The sequence below is a fragment of the Acinetobacter tandoii DSM 14970 = CIP 107469 genome, from assembly GCF_000400735.1.
Lineage (GTDB): Bacteria > Pseudomonadota > Gammaproteobacteria > Pseudomonadales > Moraxellaceae > Acinetobacter > Acinetobacter tandoii.
In genome coordinates this window covers 447475-469151 of record NZ_KE007371.1, presented here as the reverse complement: position 1 = coordinate 469151, position 21677 = coordinate 447475, and the positions used below count along the sequence as shown (strand labels likewise).

General features: G+C 40.2%; 21 protein-coding genes and 1 rRNA gene. 10 read left to right on the top strand and 12 right to left on the bottom strand.

Features of this window, described 5'->3' with window-relative positions; translation table 11 throughout:
• From I593_RS17890 to I593_RS17870, 5 genes are all read right to left on the bottom strand, one after another.
• Positions 1 to 389: ribosomal RNA gene (locus I593_RS17890) — 16S ribosomal RNA — on the bottom strand; the annotation flags it as partial.
• A gap of 450 nt (positions 390 to 839) precedes the next feature.
• Positions 840 to 1391, bottom strand: coding sequence for a peptidylprolyl isomerase (locus I593_RS17885; protein ID WP_016168975.1), 552 nt, complete (start codon positions 1389 to 1391; stop codon positions 840 to 842).
• Positions 1392 to 1549: 158 nt separating this feature from the next.
• On the bottom strand, positions 1550 to 2611 hold the full coding sequence (locus tag I593_RS17880) for an alpha/beta hydrolase (protein WP_016168974.1): 1062 nt from the start codon (positions 2609 to 2611) through the stop codon (positions 1550 to 1552).
• 273 nt (positions 2612 to 2884) lie between these two features.
• Entirely contained in the window at positions 2885 to 3121 is a 237-nt protein-coding gene (locus I593_RS17875; RefSeq protein WP_016168973.1) for a hypothetical protein, read from the bottom strand.
• A gap of 533 nt (positions 3122 to 3654) precedes the next feature.
• Positions 3655 to 4509 (bottom strand): MBL fold metallo-hydrolase, encoded by an 855-nt coding sequence (locus I593_RS17870; RefSeq protein ID WP_016168972.1) that lies wholly within the window; start codon positions 4507 to 4509, stop codon positions 3655 to 3657.
• A gap of 108 nt (positions 4510 to 4617) precedes the next feature.
• Here I593_RS17870 and I593_RS17865 point away from each other — a divergent pair, with 108 nt between their 5' ends.
• From I593_RS17865 to I593_RS17845, 5 genes are all read left to right on the top strand, one after another.
• Positions 4618 to 5505, top strand: coding sequence for a LysR family transcriptional regulator (locus I593_RS17865; RefSeq protein WP_016168971.1), 888 nt, complete (start codon positions 4618 to 4620; stop codon positions 5503 to 5505).
• A 166-nt stretch (positions 5506 to 5671) separates the two neighbouring features.
• Complete coding sequence (grpE, locus tag I593_RS17860; protein ID WP_016168970.1) at positions 5672 to 6217, top strand: nucleotide exchange factor GrpE; 546 nt, start codon at positions 5672 to 5674, stop codon at positions 6215 to 6217.
• Positions 6218 to 6338: 121 nt separating this feature from the next.
• Complete coding sequence (gene dnaK, locus I593_RS17855) at positions 6339 to 8279, top strand: molecular chaperone DnaK (RefSeq protein WP_016168969.1); 1941 nt, start codon at positions 6339 to 6341, stop codon at positions 8277 to 8279.
• A 119-nt stretch (positions 8280 to 8398) separates the two neighbouring features.
• Positions 8399 to 9298, top strand: a complete 900-nt coding sequence (locus I593_RS17850; RefSeq protein WP_016168968.1) for a matrixin family metalloprotease — start codon at positions 8399 to 8401, stop codon at positions 9296 to 9298.
• A gap of 118 nt (positions 9299 to 9416) precedes the next feature.
• Positions 9417 to 9794 (top strand): hypothetical protein, encoded by a 378-nt coding sequence (locus I593_RS17845; RefSeq protein ID WP_016168967.1) that lies wholly within the window; start codon positions 9417 to 9419, stop codon positions 9792 to 9794.
• A 48-nt stretch (positions 9795 to 9842) separates the two neighbouring features.
• Here I593_RS17845 and I593_RS17840 read toward each other — a convergent pair whose 3' ends face one another.
• From I593_RS17840 to I593_RS17825, 4 genes are all read right to left on the bottom strand, one after another.
• Positions 9843 to 11141: a lytic murein transglycosylase gene (locus I593_RS17840; protein ID WP_026441187.1), complete on the bottom strand. Its 1299-nt coding sequence runs from the start codon at positions 11139 to 11141 to the stop codon at positions 9843 to 9845.
• A gap of 664 nt (positions 11142 to 11805) precedes the next feature.
• Positions 11806 to 12927 carry a 5-(carboxyamino)imidazole ribonucleotide synthase gene (locus tag I593_RS17835; protein ID WP_016168965.1) on the bottom strand — a complete coding sequence of 374 codons (1122 nt, stop codon included), beginning with the start codon at positions 12925 to 12927 and terminating at the stop codon, positions 11806 to 11808.
• Positions 12928 to 12941: 14 nt separating this feature from the next.
• The gene (gene purE / locus I593_RS17830) at positions 12942 to 13457 is read right to left on the bottom strand and encodes a 5-(carboxyamino)imidazole ribonucleotide mutase (protein ID WP_026441188.1); all 516 of its coding nucleotides are present in this window, start codon (positions 13455 to 13457) and stop codon (positions 12942 to 12944) included.
• Positions 13458 to 13751: 294 nt separating this feature from the next.
• Positions 13752 to 14090, bottom strand: coding sequence for a DMT family protein (locus I593_RS17825; RefSeq protein WP_026441189.1), 339 nt, complete (start codon positions 14088 to 14090; stop codon positions 13752 to 13754).
• Between the two features lie 254 nt (positions 14091 to 14344).
• Here I593_RS17825 and mpl point away from each other — a divergent pair, with 254 nt between their 5' ends.
• A complete protein-coding gene (gene mpl, locus I593_RS17820; protein WP_016168962.1) occupies positions 14345 to 15712 on the top strand; it encodes a UDP-N-acetylmuramate:L-alanyl-gamma-D-glutamyl-meso-diaminopimelate ligase in 1368 nt (455 codons plus the stop codon).
• Between the two features lie 60 nt (positions 15713 to 15772).
• Here the strand turns inward: mpl and I593_RS17815 are convergent, their stop codons facing one another.
• Positions 15773 to 16129 carry a hypothetical protein gene (locus I593_RS17815; RefSeq protein ID WP_016168961.1) on the bottom strand — a complete coding sequence of 119 codons (357 nt, stop codon included), beginning with the start codon at positions 16127 to 16129 and terminating at the stop codon, positions 15773 to 15775.
• 101 nt (positions 16130 to 16230) lie between these two features.
• Complete coding sequence (locus I593_RS17810; protein WP_016168960.1) at positions 16231 to 16515, bottom strand: GNAT family N-acetyltransferase; 285 nt, start codon at positions 16513 to 16515, stop codon at positions 16231 to 16233.
• A 639-nt stretch (positions 16516 to 17154) separates the two neighbouring features.
• Here I593_RS17810 and I593_RS17805 point away from each other — a divergent pair.
• The 4 genes from I593_RS17805 to I593_RS17790 all read left to right on the top strand — a co-directional run bounded on the left by I593_RS17805 (position 17155) and on the right by I593_RS17790 (position 20869).
• Positions 17155 to 18117: a TerC family protein gene (locus I593_RS17805; protein WP_016168959.1), complete on the top strand. Its 963-nt coding sequence runs from the start codon at positions 17155 to 17157 to the stop codon at positions 18115 to 18117.
• Positions 18118 to 18350: 233 nt separating this feature from the next.
• Positions 18351 to 19670, top strand: coding sequence for a guanine deaminase (gene guaD, locus I593_RS17800; protein ID WP_016168958.1), 1320 nt, complete (start codon positions 18351 to 18353; stop codon positions 19668 to 19670).
• 204 nt (positions 19671 to 19874) lie between these two features.
• The gene (gene hpt, locus I593_RS17795; protein ID WP_016168957.1) at positions 19875 to 20402 is read left to right on the top strand and encodes a hypoxanthine phosphoribosyltransferase; all 528 of its coding nucleotides are present in this window, start codon (positions 19875 to 19877) and stop codon (positions 20400 to 20402) included.
• A gap of 209 nt (positions 20403 to 20611) precedes the next feature.
• On the top strand, positions 20612 to 20869 hold the full coding sequence (locus I593_RS17790) for a GlsB/YeaQ/YmgE family stress response membrane protein (RefSeq protein ID WP_016168956.1): 258 nt from the start codon (positions 20612 to 20614) through the stop codon (positions 20867 to 20869).
• Between the two features lie 69 nt (positions 20870 to 20938).
• Here I593_RS17790 and I593_RS17785 read toward each other — a convergent pair whose 3' ends face one another.
• A complete protein-coding gene (locus tag I593_RS17785) occupies positions 20939 to 21640 on the bottom strand; it encodes a DsbC family protein (protein WP_016168955.1) in 702 nt (233 codons plus the stop codon).
• Positions 21641 to 21677 lie beyond the last annotated feature (37 nt).

Here is a 21677-nt window from a genome sequence, read left to right as displayed (position 1 = left end):
GCTGGATCAGGCTTCCGCCCATTGTCCAATATTCCCCACTGCTGCCTCCCGTAGGAGTCTGGGCCGTGTCTCAGTCCCAGTGTGGCGGATCATCCTCTCAGACCCGCTACAGATCGTCGCCTTGGTAGGCCTTTACCCCACCAACTAGCTAATCCGACTTAGGCTCATCTATTAGCGCAAGGTCCGAAGATCCCCTGCTTTCCCCCGTAGGGCGTATGCGGTATTAGCATCCCTTTCGGAATGTTGTCCCCCACTAATAGGCAGATTCCTAAGCATTACTCACCCGTCCGCCGCTAGGCTAGTGTCCAAGGCACCTCCCTCCGCTCGACTTGCATGTGTTAAGCCTGCCGCCAGCGTTCAATCTGAGCCATGATCAAACTCTTCAGTTTAAAATCAATAGTGCTTTATTCTAAACACCAAATCTGGCTCATCAATTTTCTGACATTAATTTCTCAAATAAACTTCGAGTAATTTCTACCATCAATCAATGAAAATAATTTCGATCAATCAATCAGTAAAAATCCACACAAGTTGTTCTTCATAATCTCTTAATGATCTATCTAATACCTCGTCAGTATTAGATGCTGGACTCAATAAACTCAACAACTCAGTGCTTCGCACTTCGTTCATTTCCGTCTATCTCGTCGGTATGGGGTGCATTCTATATGGTTTTATTTTCAGTGCAAGCACTTTTAACTGGCTGTTTTATTGAGTGTTGTATTTTTATGCACCATTTTAGCTCACCAATAAACAAAAAAACCACATAACCCATTAATTATAAAGCAGAAATGCAAATAAATATATTTCTGCTATTTTTTTAATGATTTAGCAGTGCTTGCTTACTTAATATTCACACTGAGAATTTTCACAGGTTGTTTCGGTACATCTTGGTGCATTCCATAGCTCGCAGTCGGTACTTTTACAATTTTATCGACCACATCCATTCCCTTCGTCACTTTACCAAAGACCGCATAACCTGCATTCATAGACCCTTTATTTAAAAAATCATTGTCTACGACATTAATAAAGAATTGGCTGGTAGCCGAGTTTGGGTTATTGGTCCGTGCCATCGCTAATGTGCCACGCGTATTCTTTAAACCATTTGAAGATTCGTTTTTGATAGGTGCCTTGGTTGGCTTTTCGACCATATTGGTATCCATTCCTCCGCCCTGAATCATAAACCCAGGAATGACACGGTGAAAAATAGTACCGTTATAGAAATTTGCTTTTGCGTAGTCTTCAAAGTTTTTGGCTGAAACTGGTGCCTTATCATTAAATAGCTCAATTTCAATATTTCCCATTGATGTTTTCATTTCCACCAGAGTATTAGCTGCATAGGTACACACACTGAATGTAGCAGCAGTCAATAACGCGAGGCTCTGTTTTAACATGTTGGGGGTTCCTATAATGCTGTTTTATATTTGGTTATATTTAACACAACTCTTTAAATTCAGATACTTTTAAACTTTCTATTTATAACATCTAAATCATTGTTTTAAATTTATGCATGGATATTCAAATATTTAGAACACTTTATTTATGTCTTACTTTAACTGTGTTTATCCCAAAATTTTCTGAATTTCTTACTCATTTCGATGTAGTTCTTCTTTGCAGTCCGCGATAAGCCTACCATGTTAATGAAACCATGAGTCATACTTGGATAATCATGATAAGCCACGGAGACACCATGATGTCGTAGCTTATGGGCATAGATCTCGGCTTCATCATGCAGTACATCATGCCCTGCCGTAACAACAAAGGCGGATGCTAATTTTCTTAAACTACCATAAGTCGGGGAAATAATTGGATCATCCAAAGCAACCTGATGCTGAGTGGCATAATGTGCGGTCACAGTATCGACATCATCTCCAGTTAAGACTAGACCATCTTTATAAGCAAAAAAGGAAGGATGACGACTCTTAAAGTCTAATGCTGGGTAAATTAGAAACTGGACTTGCGGTGCATAGGCTTTACCTATACTACGTTGCGCAACCACCGCACTTAAATTGCCGCCTGCACTGTCACCAGCAACGGCTATACGATTTTTTAAAATTTTGAGTTGTTTTCGATTTTGGTATACCCATGCCAAGGCATCTTCACAACTTTGTACAATTTGATACGGTGAGGCTTCTGGTGCTAAGGGATAATCTATACTGAGCAATTGTACATGCGCATGTACAGCCAATAAACGACACACTTCATCATAACTATCGATACTACCAACGACAAAACCTCCTCCATGATAAAACACCAGCATCGGAAGTTTTTTATTGGGTGCAGGATGATAGTGACGCGCAAAAATAGTTCCACTTTGCAAAGGTAAGCGTAAATCTTCGACTTGTTTTATGGCTGTCGATTTTCCTACAATAAGCTGGCTCTGCAATTCAAAGACTTTACGAGAGTGCTGTGCATCTGCAGAAATAAAGCCTGTTTTATTTTGTTTATATTGAACAGCAACCAGACATTTAAGAAAAGAGTCTAATTCGGGGTAGTGATAAGGATAGGCTAAAGCCTTGACGATATTCTCCTGTACAAAGTTAGGCAACTTGTCGAGTAGTCGCGCTGCTGTACCTTGATTTTGTTCCATCACTTTTTGTATTGATATGCCCATAAACGACTCATTCCTTGTTGTTTTATTTTTCGGTCAAACTTTACTAAAGATGTTCAACCTTAAAGTATGGCTTTTGCAACAAAGCTAATCTGCTTTAAGCATATTGTCATTAACATTGTTTCTGCAAGTTCAAGTCAAAATCATCAATACAAAAGTTGAGCTCCTTAACACATCCTTAATTAATAAGAGCATCAATTGATTCAGACAGTACACCTCATTCAAGTACTGTCTTTTACTCTAAATATGCGGTTTTTCAACTCAACAACATCAGCATTATTGTTGAATCGATTGTGGTTGACCCTGCATATCATTCATTTGAGCCTGTGGAGCATTCATGTTTGCAGAGCCATCTGCTTGCGCAGCAATCCCAACTTGTCCTTGTGCACCCACTTCTGCTCCAGTCGACATTTGAGCTGTTTCAGTCGCTTGTACAGGATCTTTTGAAGCACAACCCACTGCAAGCACTGAAATAGCTAACATAGAAATAGAAAATAAACCGACTTTTTTCATACATTGTTCCTTTTCAAATAAAAAATGCAAAAACCAATCTTTAGTTTTGCCAAGTCATCATTCATTTTTTTTCAATGAATTGCGCACATATATGGTGAGCGTTTTTTATTTGTTGGTTGCATTCTGCAATGTTTTATTAAGCTGATTGAGACGTTTCTTTTATTCTATGAGAATAAAAAAATCAATTAAGTGATTATTTTTAATCGTATAAAGTACATCGTTCTAGCCAAACACAATTAAAAAAACAAATTTTGTTAAAAGATATTGAAATGAAAAAACTTACTGCTGTTGCCAAGTATTTACAAAATAACTTGCCCATAACGTTTCTATGCTACTAAATCTATAAAAAGTCATAACTCTCAACAATTTCCCCAAAAAAAAGCTTATTCAAAGGTTGAATAAGCTTAAAAACAGACTCCGACATGCTTATCAGAAACTACAGCCGCGATTACTAAGCTCTCGCTTAAAAAAATCTGTAGTGCTTGTGAAATATTTAATTTCGTTTAACTTGATCGTTTTTTACTCTCAACTGCTTAAGGCCATTTCATCTCACTTTTCACTACTTTAGCGCCCAATGCTAGGTTGCCGGACTCGGCCAAATCTGGATATTGTTGCTGCATGCTTTGAATTAACTGTGCAGAATTTTTGCTATTTTTCGCGGCTTTCTCATATTGCTTCAAATAATCGATAGAAAAGTTAACCGCATCCAATCCTTCTGTTGCACCCGCTTTCATGTGTGCTGGAACAACAACATTCGGTTTTAATGATTTGATACTTTCTAATGCCTGTACCACTTCGTTACGATCTTTTGTTGTAGGAGTATCCGCCATCCATAAATGAATCCCAGAAGAGACTGGAATACCGCCTACAACTGCTTTAGCACTTGGAATCCATAAATAAGTCAGTTCCTTTTGCCCCTTAATTGCAATCACTTCATCTTCGAGCGTTAATGTTTTGGGAGTATATACCTCTGGCACAATAATTTTGCTGGGTGCATTCACGCCCATTTGTGGTCCCCAGTACTGCACTTTCAGGGCTTGCGTTGCCTGAATATGTTGCACGGTTTCAGGTGTTGCAATGATTTTTACGTTTGGAAAATATTGTTTAAAAACATCCAAACCAAAATAGAAGTCAGGATCGCCATAACTCACAAAAATCGTTTTTAAAGTTTTACCGCTGTCTAAAATCTCTGCTGCGATACGTAAAGCTTCCGATTTAGAAAATTGAGCATTCACCAACATGACTTCGTTATCCCCTTCAATAAGGGTAGATGTCACGCCAAAATGTTCAGGCTTAGCTAAATAGGTGTGAATTTTTAGGTCTTGCGCATAGGCAGTCGAGCTAAGTGCTAAAGCAGTTAAGGCAAGGGCATAAAACTTGGTTTGCATGGTATTCATCTCTTATTTGATTTTGAATACTTTAAATTTCAGTTTATGACAAATAAACAGCTCAACTTAAGATAAACTGTTACAATATACGCAACAATAAACATAAATATGGATACCCTAAAAGCCATTCAAGTCTTTGTCTGTATTGCCCAGCAAGGCAGTCTGACCAAAGCTGCAGACCATCTCAATGTTTCACGCGCCATGGTATCTCGCTACCTTGAACATCTGGAAAATCATTTTTCGACCCGATTGTTTCATCGCAATACCCGTAAAATCTCACTTACGGCTGCTGGCGAGCAGGCGCTGCATTACTGTGAAAATATTTTGCAACAACAGCAATTGCTGTTGGATATGACACAAGATCAACAACAAACAGGAATGATTCGACTGACCACGGGGTTGTTTTTGCTACAAAATGGTTTAGCCGAATGTATTCAACGCTTTCGTGAGCAATTTCCATTTGTACAATTTGATATTGTGATTACCGAAGACACACTCGATTTAATTGATGCCCAAATCGATTTAGCCTTTCGGATTAGCCCTAAAATAGCTGAAGGTTTAATTGCCCGTCCGCTGTTTCCGATTGACTCTGTTTTATGCGCACACCCCGATTATTTGGCTCAAGCGCCCGAGATTCAACATCCTGAACAGCTGTTACAACATACCTGCCTGACCCATCACAGTATGCATTCAGTTTGGACGCTGAACGCTCCGAATCAACACCCCCAAAACTATAACTTGCATAGTGTGATCAAAAGCAATGATGCCTATGCATTATTAGAGATGTGCAAACAGGCTCAAGGCATCGCCATGTTACCAACCGCATTGGTACAAACTGAGCTGAATCAAAATCGGCTACATCAGATTCTGCCCGACTACGCCCTGCCACAAATGCAACTGTCTGTGGTGTATTCGTCTCGTCGCCATTTAAGTAAAAAAACGCAAGAATTCATCGCATTTGTAATTCAACACTTCAATTTATCTGAGAAAAAATAGAAATAGTGCAAATTTAATCAGGTATGCAACTTGAATTTTGCATTCCTGCCCCGACCTCTTTTACTAATCATGAATTTCATCACTCATGACAGTTCAGATTTAACCAGTGAACACTGACACCAAAGGACTGTACATGTTTAAGAACTTTTTTCAACGGAGATCATCAATGGCTAATGAGCACAATGAGCAAGCTCAAGACATTCAAAATGAGCAACAGACAGAACAAACTCAAGCTGAAGGTGTAGAGCAAGCAAACGAGCTTAGCGTTGAAGATTTACAAGCGCAAATCGGCAAACTTGAAGAAAGCTTGAAATTAGAAAAAGCCCGTACAGCAAATGCCGTTTATGAAGCACAAAAGAGTGTTGAGCGTATTCAACGTGAAGCTGAAAAGCATAAGGAAACTGTGCTTGAAAAGTTTGCCAAAGAATTACTCGACTCTGTCGACAATTTAGAACGTGCCATTCAAGCCGCAGGTGAAGAAGAAACCCCTGTACTTGAAGGCGTAAAACTTACCTTGAAATCTTTACTCACAACACTTGAAAAATTTGGTGTGGTTGAAGCAGATACACAAAGCGGTTTCAATGCAGATTTACACCAAGCTGTCGGCATTGATCCAAATGCCAAAGCGAACGAAATTGGCACCGTTTTACAGAAAGGTTACACCTTAAATGGTCGTTTACTTCGCCCTGCTATGGTGATGGTAGGCGCATAAACCCTATAAATACGGGAGTTTGTGAAAAATTTTCAGAAAAATAACTTGAAAAATTTTGAACGGCTCTCATATCGGATAACAAGCAAAAACATTGCACAAGAATTTTTGAGGAACAGATCTAATGGCTAAAATCATTGGTATTGACTTAGGTACAACAAACTCATGCGTTGCTGTACTTGAAGGCGACAAAGTTAAAGTAATCGAGAACGCCGAAGGCGCTCGTACAACTCCATCAATCATTGCATATAAAGATGGTGAAATCTTGGTTGGTCAATCTGCTAAACGTCAAGCAGTGACTAACCCTAAAAACACATTATTCGCGATTAAGCGTTTAATTGGTCGTCGTTATGAAGACCAGGCGGTACAAAAAGATATCGGTCTTGTACCTTACAAAATCATCAAAGCAGACAATGGCGATGCTTGGGTTGAAGTAAACGATAAAAAATTAGCGCCTCAACAGGTTTCTGCTGAAATCTTGAAAAAGATGAAGAAAACTGCAGAAGACTATTTAGGTGAAACAGTTACTGAAGCAGTTATTACTGTTCCTGCTTACTTTAACGATGCTCAACGTCAAGCAACTAAAGATGCGGGTAAAATCGCTGGTTTAGATGTTAAACGTATCATTAACGAACCAACTGCTGCGGCACTTGCGTTCGGTATGGACAAAAAAGAAGGCGACCGTAAAGTTGCAGTTTACGACTTAGGTGGTGGTACTTTTGACGTATCAATCATTGAAATCGCAGATCTTGATGGCGACCAACAAATCGAAGTGTTATCAACAAACGGTGATACTTTCCTTGGTGGTGAAGACTTTGATAACGCATTGATTGAATTCTTGGTTGAAGAATTTAAGAAAGAACAAAGTGTGAACTTGAAAAATGATCCACTTGCGTTACAACGTTTGAAAGAAGCTGCTGAAAAAGCAAAAATTGAGCTTTCTTCATCAAATGCAACTGAAATTAACCTTCCATATATCACGGCTGATGCAACTGGTCCTAAACACTTAGTGATCAACGTAACTCGTGCAAAACTTGAAGGTTTAGTTGCTGATTTAGTTGCTCGTACAATTGAGCCTTGCCGTATTGCGCTTAAAGATGCTGGTCTTTCGACTTCTGACATCTCTGACGTAATCTTGGTGGGTGGTCAGTCTCGTATGCCACTTGTACAACAAAAAGTACAAGAATTCTTTGGTAAAGAGCCACGTAAAGATGTGAACCCTGACGAAGCAGTTGCAATCGGTGCTGCGATTCAAGGTGCGGTATTGTCTGGTGACAAAACTGACGTTCTTTTATTAGACGTAACGCCATTAACTTTAGGTATTGAAACAATGGGTGGTGTATTAACACCAATCATTGAGAAAAACACGACGATTCCTGCGAAGAAATCACAAGTGTTCTCTACTGCTGCTGACAACCAGCCTGCTGTAGACATTTCTGTTTACCAAGGTGAACGTAAGATGGCTCAACAAAACAAATTGTTGGGTAACTTCCAATTAGGTGACATTCCGCCTGCTCCACGCGGTGTGCCACAAATTGAAGTATCTTTCGACATCAATGCTGATGGTATCTTGAAAGTATCTGCTAAAGATAAGAGCACTGGTAAAGAGCAATCGATCCAGATTAAAGCAAACTCAGGTTTGTCTGATGCTGAAATCGAAGCAATGATCAAAGATGCTGAAGCGAATGCTGAAGAAGATCGTAAGTTTGAAGAACTTGCAAAAGCTCGTAACGAAGCTGATGCATTAATTTCAAGCTCAAACAAAGCTGTTAAAGATCTTGGTGACAAAGTGACTGAAGATGAAAAAACAGCGGTAAGCACTGCCGTTTCTGAGCTAGAAGCAGCAACCAAAGAAAATGATGTTGAAGATATCAAAGCGAAAACTGAAGCTTTACAAAACATCTTGATGCCTATCACTCAACGTGCTTATGAACAAGCACAACAAGCTGGTGGTGCTGAAGGCTTTGATCCAAATGCATTCCAAGGTGGCGATGCAGGTCAACAAAAAGCTGATGATGGCGTTGTAGATGCTGAATTTACTGAAGTAAAAGATGACAAAAAATAATTTGTCTCTTTAAAAAAACCGCGCTTACGCGCGGTTTTTTTTATTTTTAGAGGAAGCATATATTTCCACACCACACACTTTTCGCTACATTACACACAAATGAAAAAGAAAAATGATTTATGCATCGACTTGGATTCATCCTACTCTTCTTAGCGATACTCTGGCTCAGCTACCAAAGCCATGCACATTATCAATTACGCTATAATGCCTGGTCAGATCGGTTACTGCACCCCTTTGATCAACGACTACGCTTTAAAATTGGCAATGTAGATCCACGTTTTGGTCTTACTCAAGCACAGGTTATACAATTGAGCCAAGAAGCTCTTGAAATCTGGCATCAAGGTACACAACAAACTCTGTTTGTTTACGATCCGAATGCAAAACTCAGCATTGAACTGATCTATGATCAGCGCCAGCAAGATGCAAATGCGTTAAAACAAACCCAACAAAAACTAGATAAGAGCAAAAATCAAAACAATCGCTCTTCAGACAATATTGAACGCGCCAGAACTCAACTGGATTTCACACAACATCGTTTAGAACAGCAACAACAACAACTGGAAGCCGAATATCGCTATTTACAGAGCCAACAAGCTCAAGCGCAGTCCGCGGAACAACAACAAAATTTACGTAACCAACTCGCTCAACTACAATACAAAATTGCACAGTTCGAACAAGAAGCTGCTTATTTTCAACAACAAAATCAAAACTTTAATCAGCAGGTCGATCAACACAACTTGAGTATTCAACAGCTGAATAAGGAAATCATGCAAGCCCAACGACGTTTCCCAGCACGTGAATTCCATAAAGGCGTGTTTATGGGCAATAAAATTGAAATCTACCAATTTGATGGAAATGATGATCTGAGACTAACCATCGCACATGAATTAGGCCATGCACTAGGACTGGCACACCATAATGACTCTCAAGCCCTGATGTACCCTATTTTGGGAGAACAAGATTTACAGCATTTTAGGCTCAGAGCTGCAGATTTACAGTTATTGGCTGCACGCCAATAACCTTGTGAAAAATACCCTTAAACTTTATAAGGCTTTTTGCTTGATTTGCGCAGCAAAAGATTGGATTTCATGCTATTGTGATAGAACCATCCACACAGCAAACTGAGCGGAGAACAATGTGAGTTACTACCATATTCTCATTGAAGTGAATGATCATATCAGCACAATTGAACAAACTCGTGATTTGGAATTGTTTGATATTATTGAAATTCAGCCTTATCTCCACTCTATTATTCTGCCATATTTCAATGAGCAAGAAATTGAACTGGAAGATGAAAATATTGAATTTCAGGATATCTTGCATTTAGAAATTAAGCAGACTTTGCTGCCAATTCAACACCTGATTGAAGAAGAACAACGTCTACTGCCAAGCGACACAGATGTCACCATTAGCGCACATGAAATTTTTAATAACCGCGATTTAAGCCAGGATGTCACTACTGTAATTTTTGATATTTTAGAAGCGGTGAAACTCGATCCAATTGAAGTCGAATAAAGCACCTAAAATGTGATGACGGTACACCCGCACCGTCATCTTTCCGTTTTACTTCATCATTAATTTGGCATTTTCATTACGAAAGGCCTGCAAAGTCTGTTGCCCTGCTCGTCCAGTCGGATTTAAACCCATACGAATCTGTTCATCACGAATCGCTTGTCGGGTTTTATCACCAATCAAACCATCTACTTTACCAATATCATAACCACGATTAAGTAAATATTGCTGAATTTCACGACGTTCTGCACGAGATGTACCTGCATCATTGGTCGGCCAACCTTGTCGGAAATTGCCTTTGCCCTGTAAGCGATCCGATAAATGCGCAATCGCTAAAGCATAACTTTCAGCTGCGTTATAACTATAAATAGCATCAAAGTTCTTAAAAACTAGGAATTTAGGTCCGTTTTCTCCAGCGGGTGCCATTAATCCAGCTGGGGTGCTTTCAGACAGATTCCCCTGAATTAAGGCACTACCATCCGCACGTGTCAGTCCTTGATTCATCCAGTAAGACAAACTTTTCTTATTACGGCGCCCTTCACCTGAAATAGACAAACTTGCAGGTGTCGTTACCTCAAAGCCCCAAGGCATACCTGTTTGCCAACCACGCTTAGTCAAGAAATTGGCGGTCGAAGCCAGTGCATCTGAGGTACTCAAGACCAAATCACGGCGACCATCGCCATCAAAATCAACCGCTAATTCTTCATAGGTAGACGGCATAAACTGCGTATGACCAAATGCTCCTGCCCACGAACCACGTAATTGTTCTTCGCTTAAATCACCACGCTGTAAAATACGCATAGTGGCAAAAAACTCACCACGGAAATAACTTTGGCGGCGGCCTTCACAACTTAAAGTACCGAGAGCCTGTAATAAAGGATAACTGCCTGAAATATTACCAAAATTACTTTCAACGCCCCAGACTGCCACCACCGTTTCAGCAGGTACACCATAAGCTTGGGCAACGCGATTCAGAACCTCACGGTGCTGGACTAATTTTTGGCGCCCCATTTCCACTCGCTCATCATCGACCAGACCTGACAAATAATCCCAAATTGGAGTCGAAAATTCAGGTTGATAATTTAACTTCTCGATCACGCTATAATCAGGCGTCAAATTTTGGGTATAACGATCATAAGTACTCGCACTAACACCTGCAGCAAGTGCTTGACTACGCAAATTTGACAAGCAAGCTTGAAAATTATTCTCAGCACTGTAAGCACTTTGGTTTGTTAAGTTATTATTATAAGTCGAAACAGAAGAAGGCTGACCATTAATAATCAATTCCGCATGGGATGGTGCCGCAAACCAAAAAATGGATCCAAAAATAAAATAATTAATTCGTTTCATCATCACTTTCGTTTTAAATTCAAATTATGCGCTTACCTTAACATTCCAGTACAAAATTGACAGATAAGAAACGTAAAATTTGAATTCATTTTCTTAATTTTAAATTCATATTTTACTTTTAAATTCAAAAATAGTTATCTGCAACCCAAATCACGCTTTAATTTAAATTCAAAAGCACCACTTTAAATTTAAAACCAGAAATTTGAATTTAAAAGATGTTATCCACAGCCGTATTTTTTAAATTCAAAGCACACACACTAACAAATCAAGTAGACTCAGCATGAGTCATGAACTTTAATCGCGATTTTTGAATTCAAAAATGCCGATTTAAATTCATAACTCGCACTTTTAAATTTAAAAAAATGAATTTAAAAATGCTCATCGATTTTAAATTCAAATTATTTTATCCACAATTGATGATTTACACTGTATTTAAATTCAAAACTTTCACCCAACCTCAGTTTTAAATTCAAAGTTTTTATTATTTTTTAACAACCAAAAATACCACATACAGCTTATTTTTTATTCAAACCAGACACAACAAAAAGCTAAAATTTACGATAAAAGGCAATACTTCAATACAGGGTCGCGTAGCATGCCTGAGTCATTGACATAAAAAAAGCGATCCACAGAGTGATCGCTTTTTTGCTAAACAGTTCAGGATTTAAATGGTCATATCTTCGCTTAATGCTAAAGGCACAGGCAAAATTTTCGCCAATTGGCGGCATAAAGTGGTCAATTGAGTGCTGTCATTTGGCATTAAAGTAATGTGACCAATCTTACGACCTGCACGTTCTGTTTTGTTGTACAAATGCAGATGCGCGCCATTTAACGCCAAAACCTGTTCTGATTTTGGATATTGTCCAATGATATTGATCATCACAGTAGGGCGGACCACTTCGGTTGAACCTAAAGGTAGGCCTGCAACTGCACGAATATGATTTTCAAATTGCGAGCAGACTGCACCTTCAATCGACCAATGACCTGAGTTATGTACTCGTGGTGCCATTTCATTGGCAAATAGGCCTTGTTCTGTCACAAACAATTCCAACGTCAGTACACCCACATAGTTCAGATGATTGAGTAAGCGGGTAATGTAGTCTTGTGCCACAGGTTGTAAATCAGCACTGTTAGGTGCAGGAACAATCGAATGCGATAAGATCCCGTGATGGTGATGATTTTCAGCCAAAGGCCAAGTTTTTACTTCACCATCCTGACCACGTACTGCAATGATGGAAACTTCACGCGAGAAAGTCACAAAACTTTCTGCAATCAAGCTTTTTGCTGGACCCAATTCAGCCCACGCTTGCTCAATTTGATCTTCACTGCGCAATACAAACTGACCTTTACCGTCATAACCGCCAGTGGCTGTTTTCAGCACCAATGGTAAACCTAGCGTCTTAACAGCTTGCTGTAAACTTGCTAAAGAATCCACGGCTTGATACGGCGCAACAGGAATCTGCAATTGGTCGAATAAGGCTTTTTCCATTAAACGATTTTGTGCAGTCGCTAAAGCTTGACGTGGCGGGTGAATGGCTTTGCTTTGCGTCAAAAGATCGACATCAGCCAATGGCGTATTTTCAAATTCCAGACTAAACACGTCTGCGCTTTGAATAAACTGTTGCAGACCTTGTTCAGTCTGACTTGAAATCACCTGACCTAAAGCTGCGGAAGGGCAGTCTGTATCTGCTTCATAGAAGGTACATTGAATATTGAGTGGTAAAGCAGCTTGCGCCATCATACGACCCAACTGACCACCACCAAAAATACCGATGGTTTTGTTCATAACTGTGTCCCGTTTTAAGCTTGACCCGGAATATTGTTGCTTGCCACTTTTTCCGTTTGTGCTGCACGGAAATTTGCTACATTTTCAGCAATCTCTGGACGCGTCAAACCAAGAATCTGTGCTGCCATAATTGCAGCATTGGTTGCACCCGCAGGGCCAATTGCTAAAGTACCAACTGCAATACCTGCTGGCATTTGTACAATTGAAAGCAGTGAGTCAACACCATTTAAAATAGAAGATTTTACAGGTACACCCAAGACTGGTAAGTCGGTTTTTGCCGCGCACATACCTGGTAAATGTGCTGCGCCGCCTGCGCCTGCAATAATCACTTGAATTCCGCGATCACGTGCAGTTTCAGCATATTCAAATAAACGATCTGGGGTACGGTGTGCAGAAACCACTTCAGCTTCAAATGGGACACCAAGTTGCTTAAGCATATTGGCAGTGTGTTCGAGAGTCGCCCAATCAGATTGAGAACCCATGATAATTCCTACGAGGGGTTGAGCGTCTTGTGCTGCGGCCGCATTCATTGCTAATGTTCCAGAGACTAGAGTGAAGGAGGATAAATCTCGACGAGAGCCAAGCTTTAAATGGTTCAGAAGCCCCATATTATAGACTGCTTTTTCATCTCTCCAAAACTTAAGCAGGGCTAGAGCGAGATATTTTTAGTTTTTTTTCGATAAAAATAAGGAAATGATTCCCTTGATGAAAAAATCAGCCACTCAAAGTGATAGTTTGACCGTTCTATAGCAAACTGGTTGCAGTAAGTTTTTTACATCATCTCTGAAAACCACTCACTACAACTTTAACAGCCCTGAAAGCAATTATTGACTTCTAAATACGAAATACACACAACCTAATAAACACAAGCCCGCCCAAAGATAATCTAACTTAAATGGTTGTTTAAACAGATAAATCATAAATGGGACAAAAACCAATAAAGTCATGACTTCTTGGGTAATTTTCATTTGCCCTACAGACCAGCCATCCTGTGCCAAGAGACGAGTGGCAGGAATCATAAAAGCATATTCTAATAGGGCAATTAACCAGCCAAATAAAATGGCTTGCCACAAGGGTGCACCATGTAAAAATTTTAGATGACCGTACCAAGCCAATGTCATAAAACAATTGGATATTACTAACAATGCAAACGGAATCAGCATGGTATTCATCATTACACCACATTCACAACTAAGACCTAAAATAGGCTCAAAAGTATAAGTCAAAGTGCTTTCTTTAGGTAATTTTATCAACTTTAATCTTGATGAAATTTGTCATGAGTGAACTGTCTAAATTGATACAAGAAAAACTATCTTTTCCCTAAGAGCCTTGATATCGTTGCTGTCAAATCGAATCAATTCTGACAACAACACCAATCATGAAGTGTTGTGTCAAAAAGCAGTGGAGTTAAAGATCAATGCATCTGCATATTTTGGGTATTTGCGGCACCTTTATGGGTTCATTGGCGTTATTAGCGCGAGATTTAGGACATAAGGTGACAGGTTCAGATCTGAACGTTTATCCACCTATGTCCACTCAACTGGAAAATGCAGGCATTACTTTAATGCAAGGCTATGATCGTAGCCATTTACAACCGCACCCTGATTTAGTCATTGTCGGCAATGCCATGAAACGCGGAATTGACGCGGTTGAATATATGCTCAATCAAGGTTTACCCTATATTTCAGGGCCACAATTCCTTGCAGATCATGTCTTGCAAGGTAAACATGTCCTTGGAGTTGCTGGGACTCATGGTAAAACCACCACCACCACCATGTTGGCGTGGGTATTGGATCAGGCAGGCTTAGAACCAGGCTTTTTAATTGGCGGTGTGCCTTTAGGTTTCTCTGAAAGTGCTCGCTTAGGTGGCGGAAAATATTTCTGTGTTGAAGCGGATGAATACGATTCGGCATTTTTCGACAAACGTTCCAAGTTTGTGCATTACCATCCAAAAACTGCCATTTTAAACAACCTTGAATTTGACCATGCCGACATTTTTGATGATTTGGCTGCCATTCAGAAACAATTCCATCATTTAGTCCGTACCATCCCAAGTGAAGGTCGCATTATTGCCCCAATTACTGAAAGCAACATTGATGAAGTATTGGAAATGGGCTGTTGGACACCTGTGGTACGCACATCTTTAACAGCACAGCCTCATGCAGCACTGTATGCAGAACAGCTTTCAGCAGATGGTTCACACTTTAAAGTATTACAATACGGTGTAGTCAAAGGCGAAGTGAAATGGAACATGACAGGGCAACATTCGGTGGCAAATGCTTTAGCCACGATTGCTGCAGCTGAACACGTGGGTGTAAGCATTGAAACTGCATGTGAAGCACTATCTCATTTCGGCGGTGTAAAGCGTCGTATGGAACTCTTAGGGACTGTACGTGGTGTTGAAGTCTACGATGACTTTGCCCATCATCCAACTGCAATTGACACCACACTGGAAGGTGCACGTAAACGTTTAGGTGAACGTAAACTTTGGGCAATCATTGAACCACGTTCAAACACCATGCGTATGGGTAGCCATAAAGATGGACTGGCATATTCAGCACGTCTGGCAGATGAAGTGATCTGGTATCAACCTGAAGGTTTGGATTGGGACTTACAACCTGTGATTGATGCAGCATCTAACAAAGCGATTGTGGCGCGTTCCCTTGAAGATATTATTCAAACCGTGGTGACTGAAGCAGGTGAGGGCGATGCCGTGGTGATTATGTCCAACGGTGGGTTTGGTGGCTTACACCAAAAATTGATTCATGCTTTAAATGCAGAATAAACGCTTACTACTCTCAAAAAACCCGCAGATTAGATTGCGGGTTTTTTTAAGGTTCTCCAACTAAAAAGCGGACATCGTGCCCGTATATTCAAAGTCTTTTAGTTTTGCCCAACCTTGTACTGTGTCACCCAAACGCTTGCTCATATACATGATCGAAACCCATTGTTCTTTGCCATCATCATAAGTGCTATAAGCGGTAATAAAATCATTTTTTATAATGAACAGATCCTTGATTTTACAGGCATCACTGGGTGCAGAGTGAAAATAGACACGTGATGGGGCAATCACTTTCATGCCCCAACGTGGAATCATCTGGACTTCTTTTTGTCCTGCCTTTTCCTCAAGTTTTGCACAATCTTCGGCAAATACTAAAGGGGAGAGCAAACTACATAAGACAAGAGATAAAAGCGTCTTCATTTACGTCAATTCAACTGCTTAAACACACTGTTCAGGCGACGTAACCATGTTGTTCTCATTAAGTTGTAATCCTTAAAGTACAATAAAATACGATGACTGTATTAAGCCGCGACATCCAACAAACTTTGATCACGTTTAAACATCACATCAACATAACTACACACAGGCACAATTTTTAACTGTTTTTCGCGTGCGTATTCGACCAAGACATCCAACAACTGACGTGCCACACCTTGACCACGTAAACAATCATCTACCCAAGTATGGTCAGCAACAATCGTAGATGCATCACGCCAAACATACGTAATTTCAGCAATACGTTGCCCCTCAGCATCATTTAGAAAAAACTCACCTTTTTCGGCATTATTATGGTGTTGGAATTGCATACTGCGCTTTCCTCTAAGTAGATGCATTGCAGTTAACATGCCATAAGCACCGTAGAAAAAACAGCCATTTTTCGACCAAAGTTTAAAATCTGGTTACACCTTAAGCAGGAAATCCCTAGTTCAAGGGATGAAGCTCACGCCTATTTATTTCTATGCTAAACAGATGGTACGCACAGGAGTAGCGGCATGTTAATTTATTTCGTATTAATGCTTTGTGGTTCGTTGTTGGCCAAAGTGATCGCTCAATACGACAATACAGTTCCATTTAGACCCTAAACTTTAAACCTAAGATAAAGAATAAACTTTTCTTTCAACTTCAGGGCAGGCATCTCATAATTTACATCGATCACATTCGCGTTAAATTTGCACTTTTATATAAAATATGCGATTCTTGCCACATCATTTGGATTCAATCCAATACAGAATTTGAACAAGGGGAGTAGCCTCCTCCAGACGTCAGCTACAGTACTCTGTGCTGACGTGTCAGAATATCGTCATTACACTTTGAAAAAAGTCGGTATCTGAGCATTACCTAAGGTAATGTAGGCAAGACCTTGATCATGTTGACACAGATGTTTATTTCATCTGGCAACAGGTCAAGGTTTTTTTGTGGCCAATTGCCAGATGTGGAGGATTTTTATGGAATCTATCGGCAATTTATGGCTGTATTTGGTCTTCTTCGGCATTGTAATTATCATGCTGTTGATCGACTTTCTCGGATTTAAACAAAAACAAGGGCAACAAGTTGCCATTAAAACTGCAGCCTATTGGAGTATTGCTTGGGTCACTGTGGCGATGTTATTCGCAGGCGGTCTCTGGCTGTATTTACAACAAACTGTGGGGGTTGCAATTGCTAACCAAAAAACCATGGAATATATCGCAGGTTATTTACTGGAAAAATCCCTTGCGATTGACAATGTCTTTGTTTGGCTCATGATTTTTGCGGCTTTTGCGATTCCACCAGCATTACAACGTAAAATTTTGCTCTACGGTGTACTCGGCGCAATTGTACTGCGGACGATCTTTATTTTTATTGGAGCATGGTTTGTCCAAGAATTCTCTTGGATTCTATATCTGTTCGGCGCATTCTTGGTTTACACAGGCTTTAAGTTCCTAAAAGGGCAGGATGACGAACCCGATATCGAGAACATGGCATTATTGAAATGGTTACGTAAACATTTGCGTATTACACCCCAACTGCAAGGCGATAAATTCTTTGTTCGTCAAAATGGCGTGTTGTGGTTTACGCCATTATTCTTGGTGTTGGTACTGGTTGAAGCGTCTGATGTAATTTTTGCAGTAGACTCAATTCCTGCGATTTTTGCTGTCACCAGTGATCCGTTTATTGTCTTAACAGCAAACCTGATGGCTATTTTAGGTCTGCGTGCCATGTTCTTCTTGCTCTCTGGCGCTGCATCGAAGATGCATTACCTCCCATATGGTCTCGGGATTATCCTGTTATTCATCGGCTTTAAGATGTTGATGCTGGATGTCTTCCACATGCCAATTTGGATTTCACTCGGCTTTATCGTGATTGTATTAAGCATTACCGCGTGGCTGTCGATTCGTCACAATAAAAAACAAGAAAATCCATCGGCTTAAGCCTGATGAATTGATTTTAAAGAAGACAGATTCAGTTCGCTGAATCTGTCTTTTCGACTTCTGCAAAACTCAAAATTCAAACGGCTTTTTCTCTTCATCTCATTTGTACTTCGGCTGCAAAAAAACTTCCTTATTGTATTTGAGCAAAATGAGATGCCGTAAAGGTTATACAGTTTAGTCAGTCATTTTCAGGTACAATCAACCGAAAAAAGTAAAAGTTATAGGGTTTTTCCATGTCTTCATTGTTGCAGACCACCGTCGTTCGTGGTCGTTTTTTAGATATCCAAAATTTAGTTACGCAAGCCGCGGACATCGCCGAGCAAGTACGTTATATAGAAGATGGCGTGCTAATCAGTGAAGCTGGAAAAATTCAATGGTTTGGTGCTTGGCAAGATGCAGCAGCACATTTGCCAGAAGGTGTCGAAATCCAACATTATCCTGAAAAGTTGATTGTGCCAGGTTTTATTGATACCCATATCCATTTTCCGCAGATGGAAATGGTGGGTGCCTATGGTGAGCAACTGCTTGAATGGCTCAACACCTATACTTTCCCTACCGAAATGCAGTTTCAAAACCCTGAATATGCTGCAAAAATTGCTGAATTCTTTGTGCAAGAACTGTTAAAAAATGGCACAACTACAGCGTTGGTGTTTTGTACCGTGCATCCTGAATCGGTAGATGCTCTGTTTGAAGCTGCACAACGCCACCAGATGCGTCTCATTGCAGGCAAAGTCATGATGGACCGCCATGCACCCGAAGCTTTATGCGACACGCCTGAACGTGCTTATACAGACTCTAAGGCACTGATTGAAAAATGGCACGGGCAGGGGCGTGCGCTATACGCAATTACACCTCGTTTTGCACCCACCTCCACACCTGAACAATTACAACTCGCTGGGCAACTTAAAGCCGAATATCCAGATGTCTATGTACATACCCATTTAAGTGAAAATAAGAATGAAATTGCATGGGTCAAAGAATTATTCCCTGCACAGCAAGGTTATCTGGATGTTTATCATCATTATGGACTGACAGGTTCACGTTCGGTCTTTGCTCACTGCGTGCATTTAGAAGACAGTGAATGGGATTGCATGCATGCCACGGATTCAGCTATTGCTTTTTGTCCAACCTCCAACCTGTTTCTCGGTAGTGGTTTATTCCCCTTGAAGAAGACATGGGAAAAACAAGTGAAAGTCGGTTTGGGCACCGATATTGGTGCAGGAACATCCTTCAACCAACTCCAGACGCTAAATGAAGCCTATAAGGTACAGCAATTGCAAGGCAACAAACTGTCTGCTTTTGAATCGCTTTACCACGCCACGTTAGGGGGGGCCAAAGCATTAAGCCTTGAACAGCAATTAGGTAATTTTGATATCGGCAAAGAAGCTGATTTTATCGTACTCGACCTACAAGCAACTGCCTTGCAGGCATTGCGTCAACAACATGCCAAAGGCATTGAAGATGCTTTATTTGCCCTCATGACGATGGGGGATGACCGTAATATTCACGCAACTTATGTATATGGTCAAGCGGCGTATGTCCAACCAAAATAACGCCATTACACCTCCAATATCCAAGTTAAAACTGTGCCTGCTGCTGCTTGCAGGCACGATCATACTTCGACACGACAGTCATGGTGCGAGCAAAAAACATACAACAAAAGATGCATCTCGATAGAAGATGTATTAAAATAAACGCATATTTTGAGGTGTTGCAGGTCAACGCCTTTTTTATTTTTGATTTTTAGGTATCTGCCCATGACCGTTCAAATGAGCGTAATGATTTCAGCTGAAGAGATCCAAGCAAAAGTGCAAGAGCTTGGTGCTAAAATTAATGCCCACTATGCCCAAAGTGATAAAGAACTTGTCTTAATAGGCTTATTACGTGGTTCCGTTATTTTTATGGCTGATTTATGCCGAACAATTGAAAAACCACATGAACTCGACTTTATGACAGTTTCGAGCTATGGCAAATCAACCGTTTCAAGCCGTGATGTACGCATTCTAAAAGACTTAGATGGCGAAATTCGTGGTAAAGATGTCCTTGTTGTTGAAGATATTATTGACTCAGGGCATACCTTAAGCAAAGTGCTTGAAATCTTGCAAACACGTGAACCCAACTCAATTGAATTGTGTACACTCGTGAGCAAACCTTCACGCCGTGAAATTGATTTAGAGGTAAAATTCTTAGGCTTTGAAGTCGAAGATAAATTTATTGTCGGCTATGGTCTCGACTACGATCAAAAATATCGCCATATTCCTTTTATTGGTGAAATTGGTCTCTAAGCTTAGCGTCGAATAACCCAATATTCAGCCTTCTATCTCCCGCATTGCTCGGGGTTTAGAAGGTTTTTTTATGTCTTTTTGCTATAAATCCCTCACACAAAAACACCACAGTTTTTTGCAGATCTTCTGTTTAATTCCAACCCTTTTCTCCAAAATAATAAGCAGTACGTCAAAATCATTGATTCAAAACAAGAACAAGGAGAATACTTATGTGGTCACTCATTGTTGCAATTGTGGTAGGTTTTATTGCAGGTCTGATTGCCCGTGCACTTCATCCTGGCGATGATAAGGCAGGCTTCTTCGTTACCACCCTGTTAGGGATCGCAGGTTCTTTACTCGCAACTTACGGTGGACGCATGCTCGGGTTGTATGCCGACAATGTAGCTGCTGGCTTTATTGCCTCAGTGATTGGCGCGATTATTATTTTGTTTATTTATAACCTTATTGTGAAAAAATCCCGCGCTTAATTTTTCGCACAAAAAAGCCTGTTCATGTGAACCATGAAAAGGCTTTTTTTAAAATTAATTTCTATCTCATTACAAACCAAACTCTTTCCAAATGAGTTCAATTTGCTCGGCAGGGAAGCCACCCGCCGCTTTAAAACCATTCGAGAAAATCAACGTAGGTGTACCATTTACACCAAGAGATTGACCTAATTTCAAATTACGCTCAATGGGATTGGCACAGCTTTTATTACCCGTAGGAGCAATCCCTTTAGCAATCAAGTTTTCCCAAGCATAACTTTGATCTTTTTCACAATACACCGCTTTAGACGGCGCAACCGATTGTGGCTTGATTGGATAAATAAAAGTATAAATGGTCACGTTATCCAGTTTTTTTAATTCAGCCTCAAGTTGCTTACAATACGGGCAATTTGGGTCAGAAAAGATCGCCAATTGGCGTTTACCATTACCCCGCACCGTTTTCACCGCATCTTGTAATGGCAATTTTTTCCAATCAACCGAGTTCTGTTTTACAATTAAGTCTTTGGTCAGGTTGTGCTGATCTTTCAACCGAATCATCGATCCCACTAAAATATGTTGGGCATTTTCTCCAACATAAACCACTTGACCATCCATAGAACCACTATAGATACCTGGCATTTCCGTGCTTTGAATATTCTCAATTTTCAAATCTGGATGTTGTTTGGCTAAATTGGTTTTTACAGTCTCGACACTCGCAAAACTAGACCAAGAAATGAAACCTGCCAGCATCGCAACCATTGTTCTTTTCAACATGAATTCTGCTCGTTCACGTAAGTTATAAAAGTGAATC

What these genes read in the sequence shown, in the direction of transcription:
- I593_RS17790 (WP_016168956.1), top strand. Translation starts at nt 20,612, where the DNA reads ATGTGGTCACTCATTGTTGCAATTGTGGTAGGTTTTATTGCAGGTCTG.
- mpl (WP_016168962.1), top strand. Translation starts at nt 14,345, where the DNA reads ATGCATCTGCATATTTTGGGTATTTGCGGCACCTTTATGGGTTCATTG.
- I593_RS17810 (WP_016168960.1), bottom strand. Translation starts at nt 16,515, where the DNA reads ATGCAATTCCAACACCATAATAATGCCGAAAAAGGTGAGTTTTTTCTA.
- dnaK (WP_016168969.1), top strand. Translation starts at nt 6,339, where the DNA reads ATGGCTAAAATCATTGGTATTGACTTAGGTACAACAAACTCATGCGTT.
- I593_RS17815 (WP_016168961.1), bottom strand. Translation starts at nt 16,129, where the DNA reads ATGAAGACGCTTTTATCTCTTGTCTTATGTAGTTTGCTCTCCCCTTTA.
- I593_RS17880 (WP_016168974.1), bottom strand. Translation starts at nt 2,611, where the DNA reads ATGGGCATATCAATACAAAAAGTGATGGAACAAAATCAAGGTACAGCA.
- I593_RS17870 (WP_016168972.1), bottom strand. Translation starts at nt 4,509, where the DNA reads ATGCAAACCAAGTTTTATGCCCTTGCCTTAACTGCTTTAGCACTTAGC.
- I593_RS17865 (WP_016168971.1), top strand. Translation starts at nt 4,618, where the DNA reads ATGGATACCCTAAAAGCCATTCAAGTCTTTGTCTGTATTGCCCAGCAA.
- purE (WP_026441188.1), bottom strand. Translation starts at nt 13,457, where the DNA reads ATGAATGCGGCCGCAGCACAAGACGCTCAACCCCTCGTAGGAATTATC.
- I593_RS17785 (WP_016168955.1), bottom strand. Translation starts at nt 21,640, where the DNA reads ATGTTGAAAAGAACAATGGTTGCGATGCTGGCAGGTTTCATTTCTTGG.
- I593_RS17835 (WP_016168965.1), bottom strand. Translation starts at nt 12,927, where the DNA reads ATGAACAAAACCATCGGTATTTTTGGTGGTGGTCAGTTGGGTCGTATG.
- I593_RS17885 (WP_016168975.1), bottom strand. Translation starts at nt 1,391, where the DNA reads ATGTTAAAACAGAGCCTCGCGTTATTGACTGCTGCTACATTCAGTGTG.
- I593_RS17840 (WP_026441187.1), bottom strand. Translation starts at nt 11,141, where the DNA reads ATGAAACGAATTAATTATTTTATTTTTGGATCCATTTTTTGGTTTGCG.
- I593_RS17875 (WP_016168973.1), bottom strand. Translation starts at nt 3,121, where the DNA reads ATGAAAAAAGTCGGTTTATTTTCTATTTCTATGTTAGCTATTTCAGTG.
- I593_RS17805 (WP_016168959.1), top strand. Translation starts at nt 17,155, where the DNA reads ATGGAATCTATCGGCAATTTATGGCTGTATTTGGTCTTCTTCGGCATT.
- hpt (WP_016168957.1), top strand. Translation starts at nt 19,875, where the DNA reads ATGACCGTTCAAATGAGCGTAATGATTTCAGCTGAAGAGATCCAAGCA.
- grpE (WP_016168970.1), top strand. Translation starts at nt 5,672, where the DNA reads ATGGCTAATGAGCACAATGAGCAAGCTCAAGACATTCAAAATGAGCAA.
- I593_RS17850 (WP_016168968.1), top strand. Translation starts at nt 8,399, where the DNA reads ATGCATCGACTTGGATTCATCCTACTCTTCTTAGCGATACTCTGGCTC.
- guaD (WP_016168958.1), top strand. Translation starts at nt 18,351, where the DNA reads ATGTCTTCATTGTTGCAGACCACCGTCGTTCGTGGTCGTTTTTTAGAT.
- I593_RS17825 (WP_026441189.1), bottom strand. Translation starts at nt 14,090, where the DNA reads ATGCTGATTCCGTTTGCATTGTTAGTAATATCCAATTGTTTTATGACA.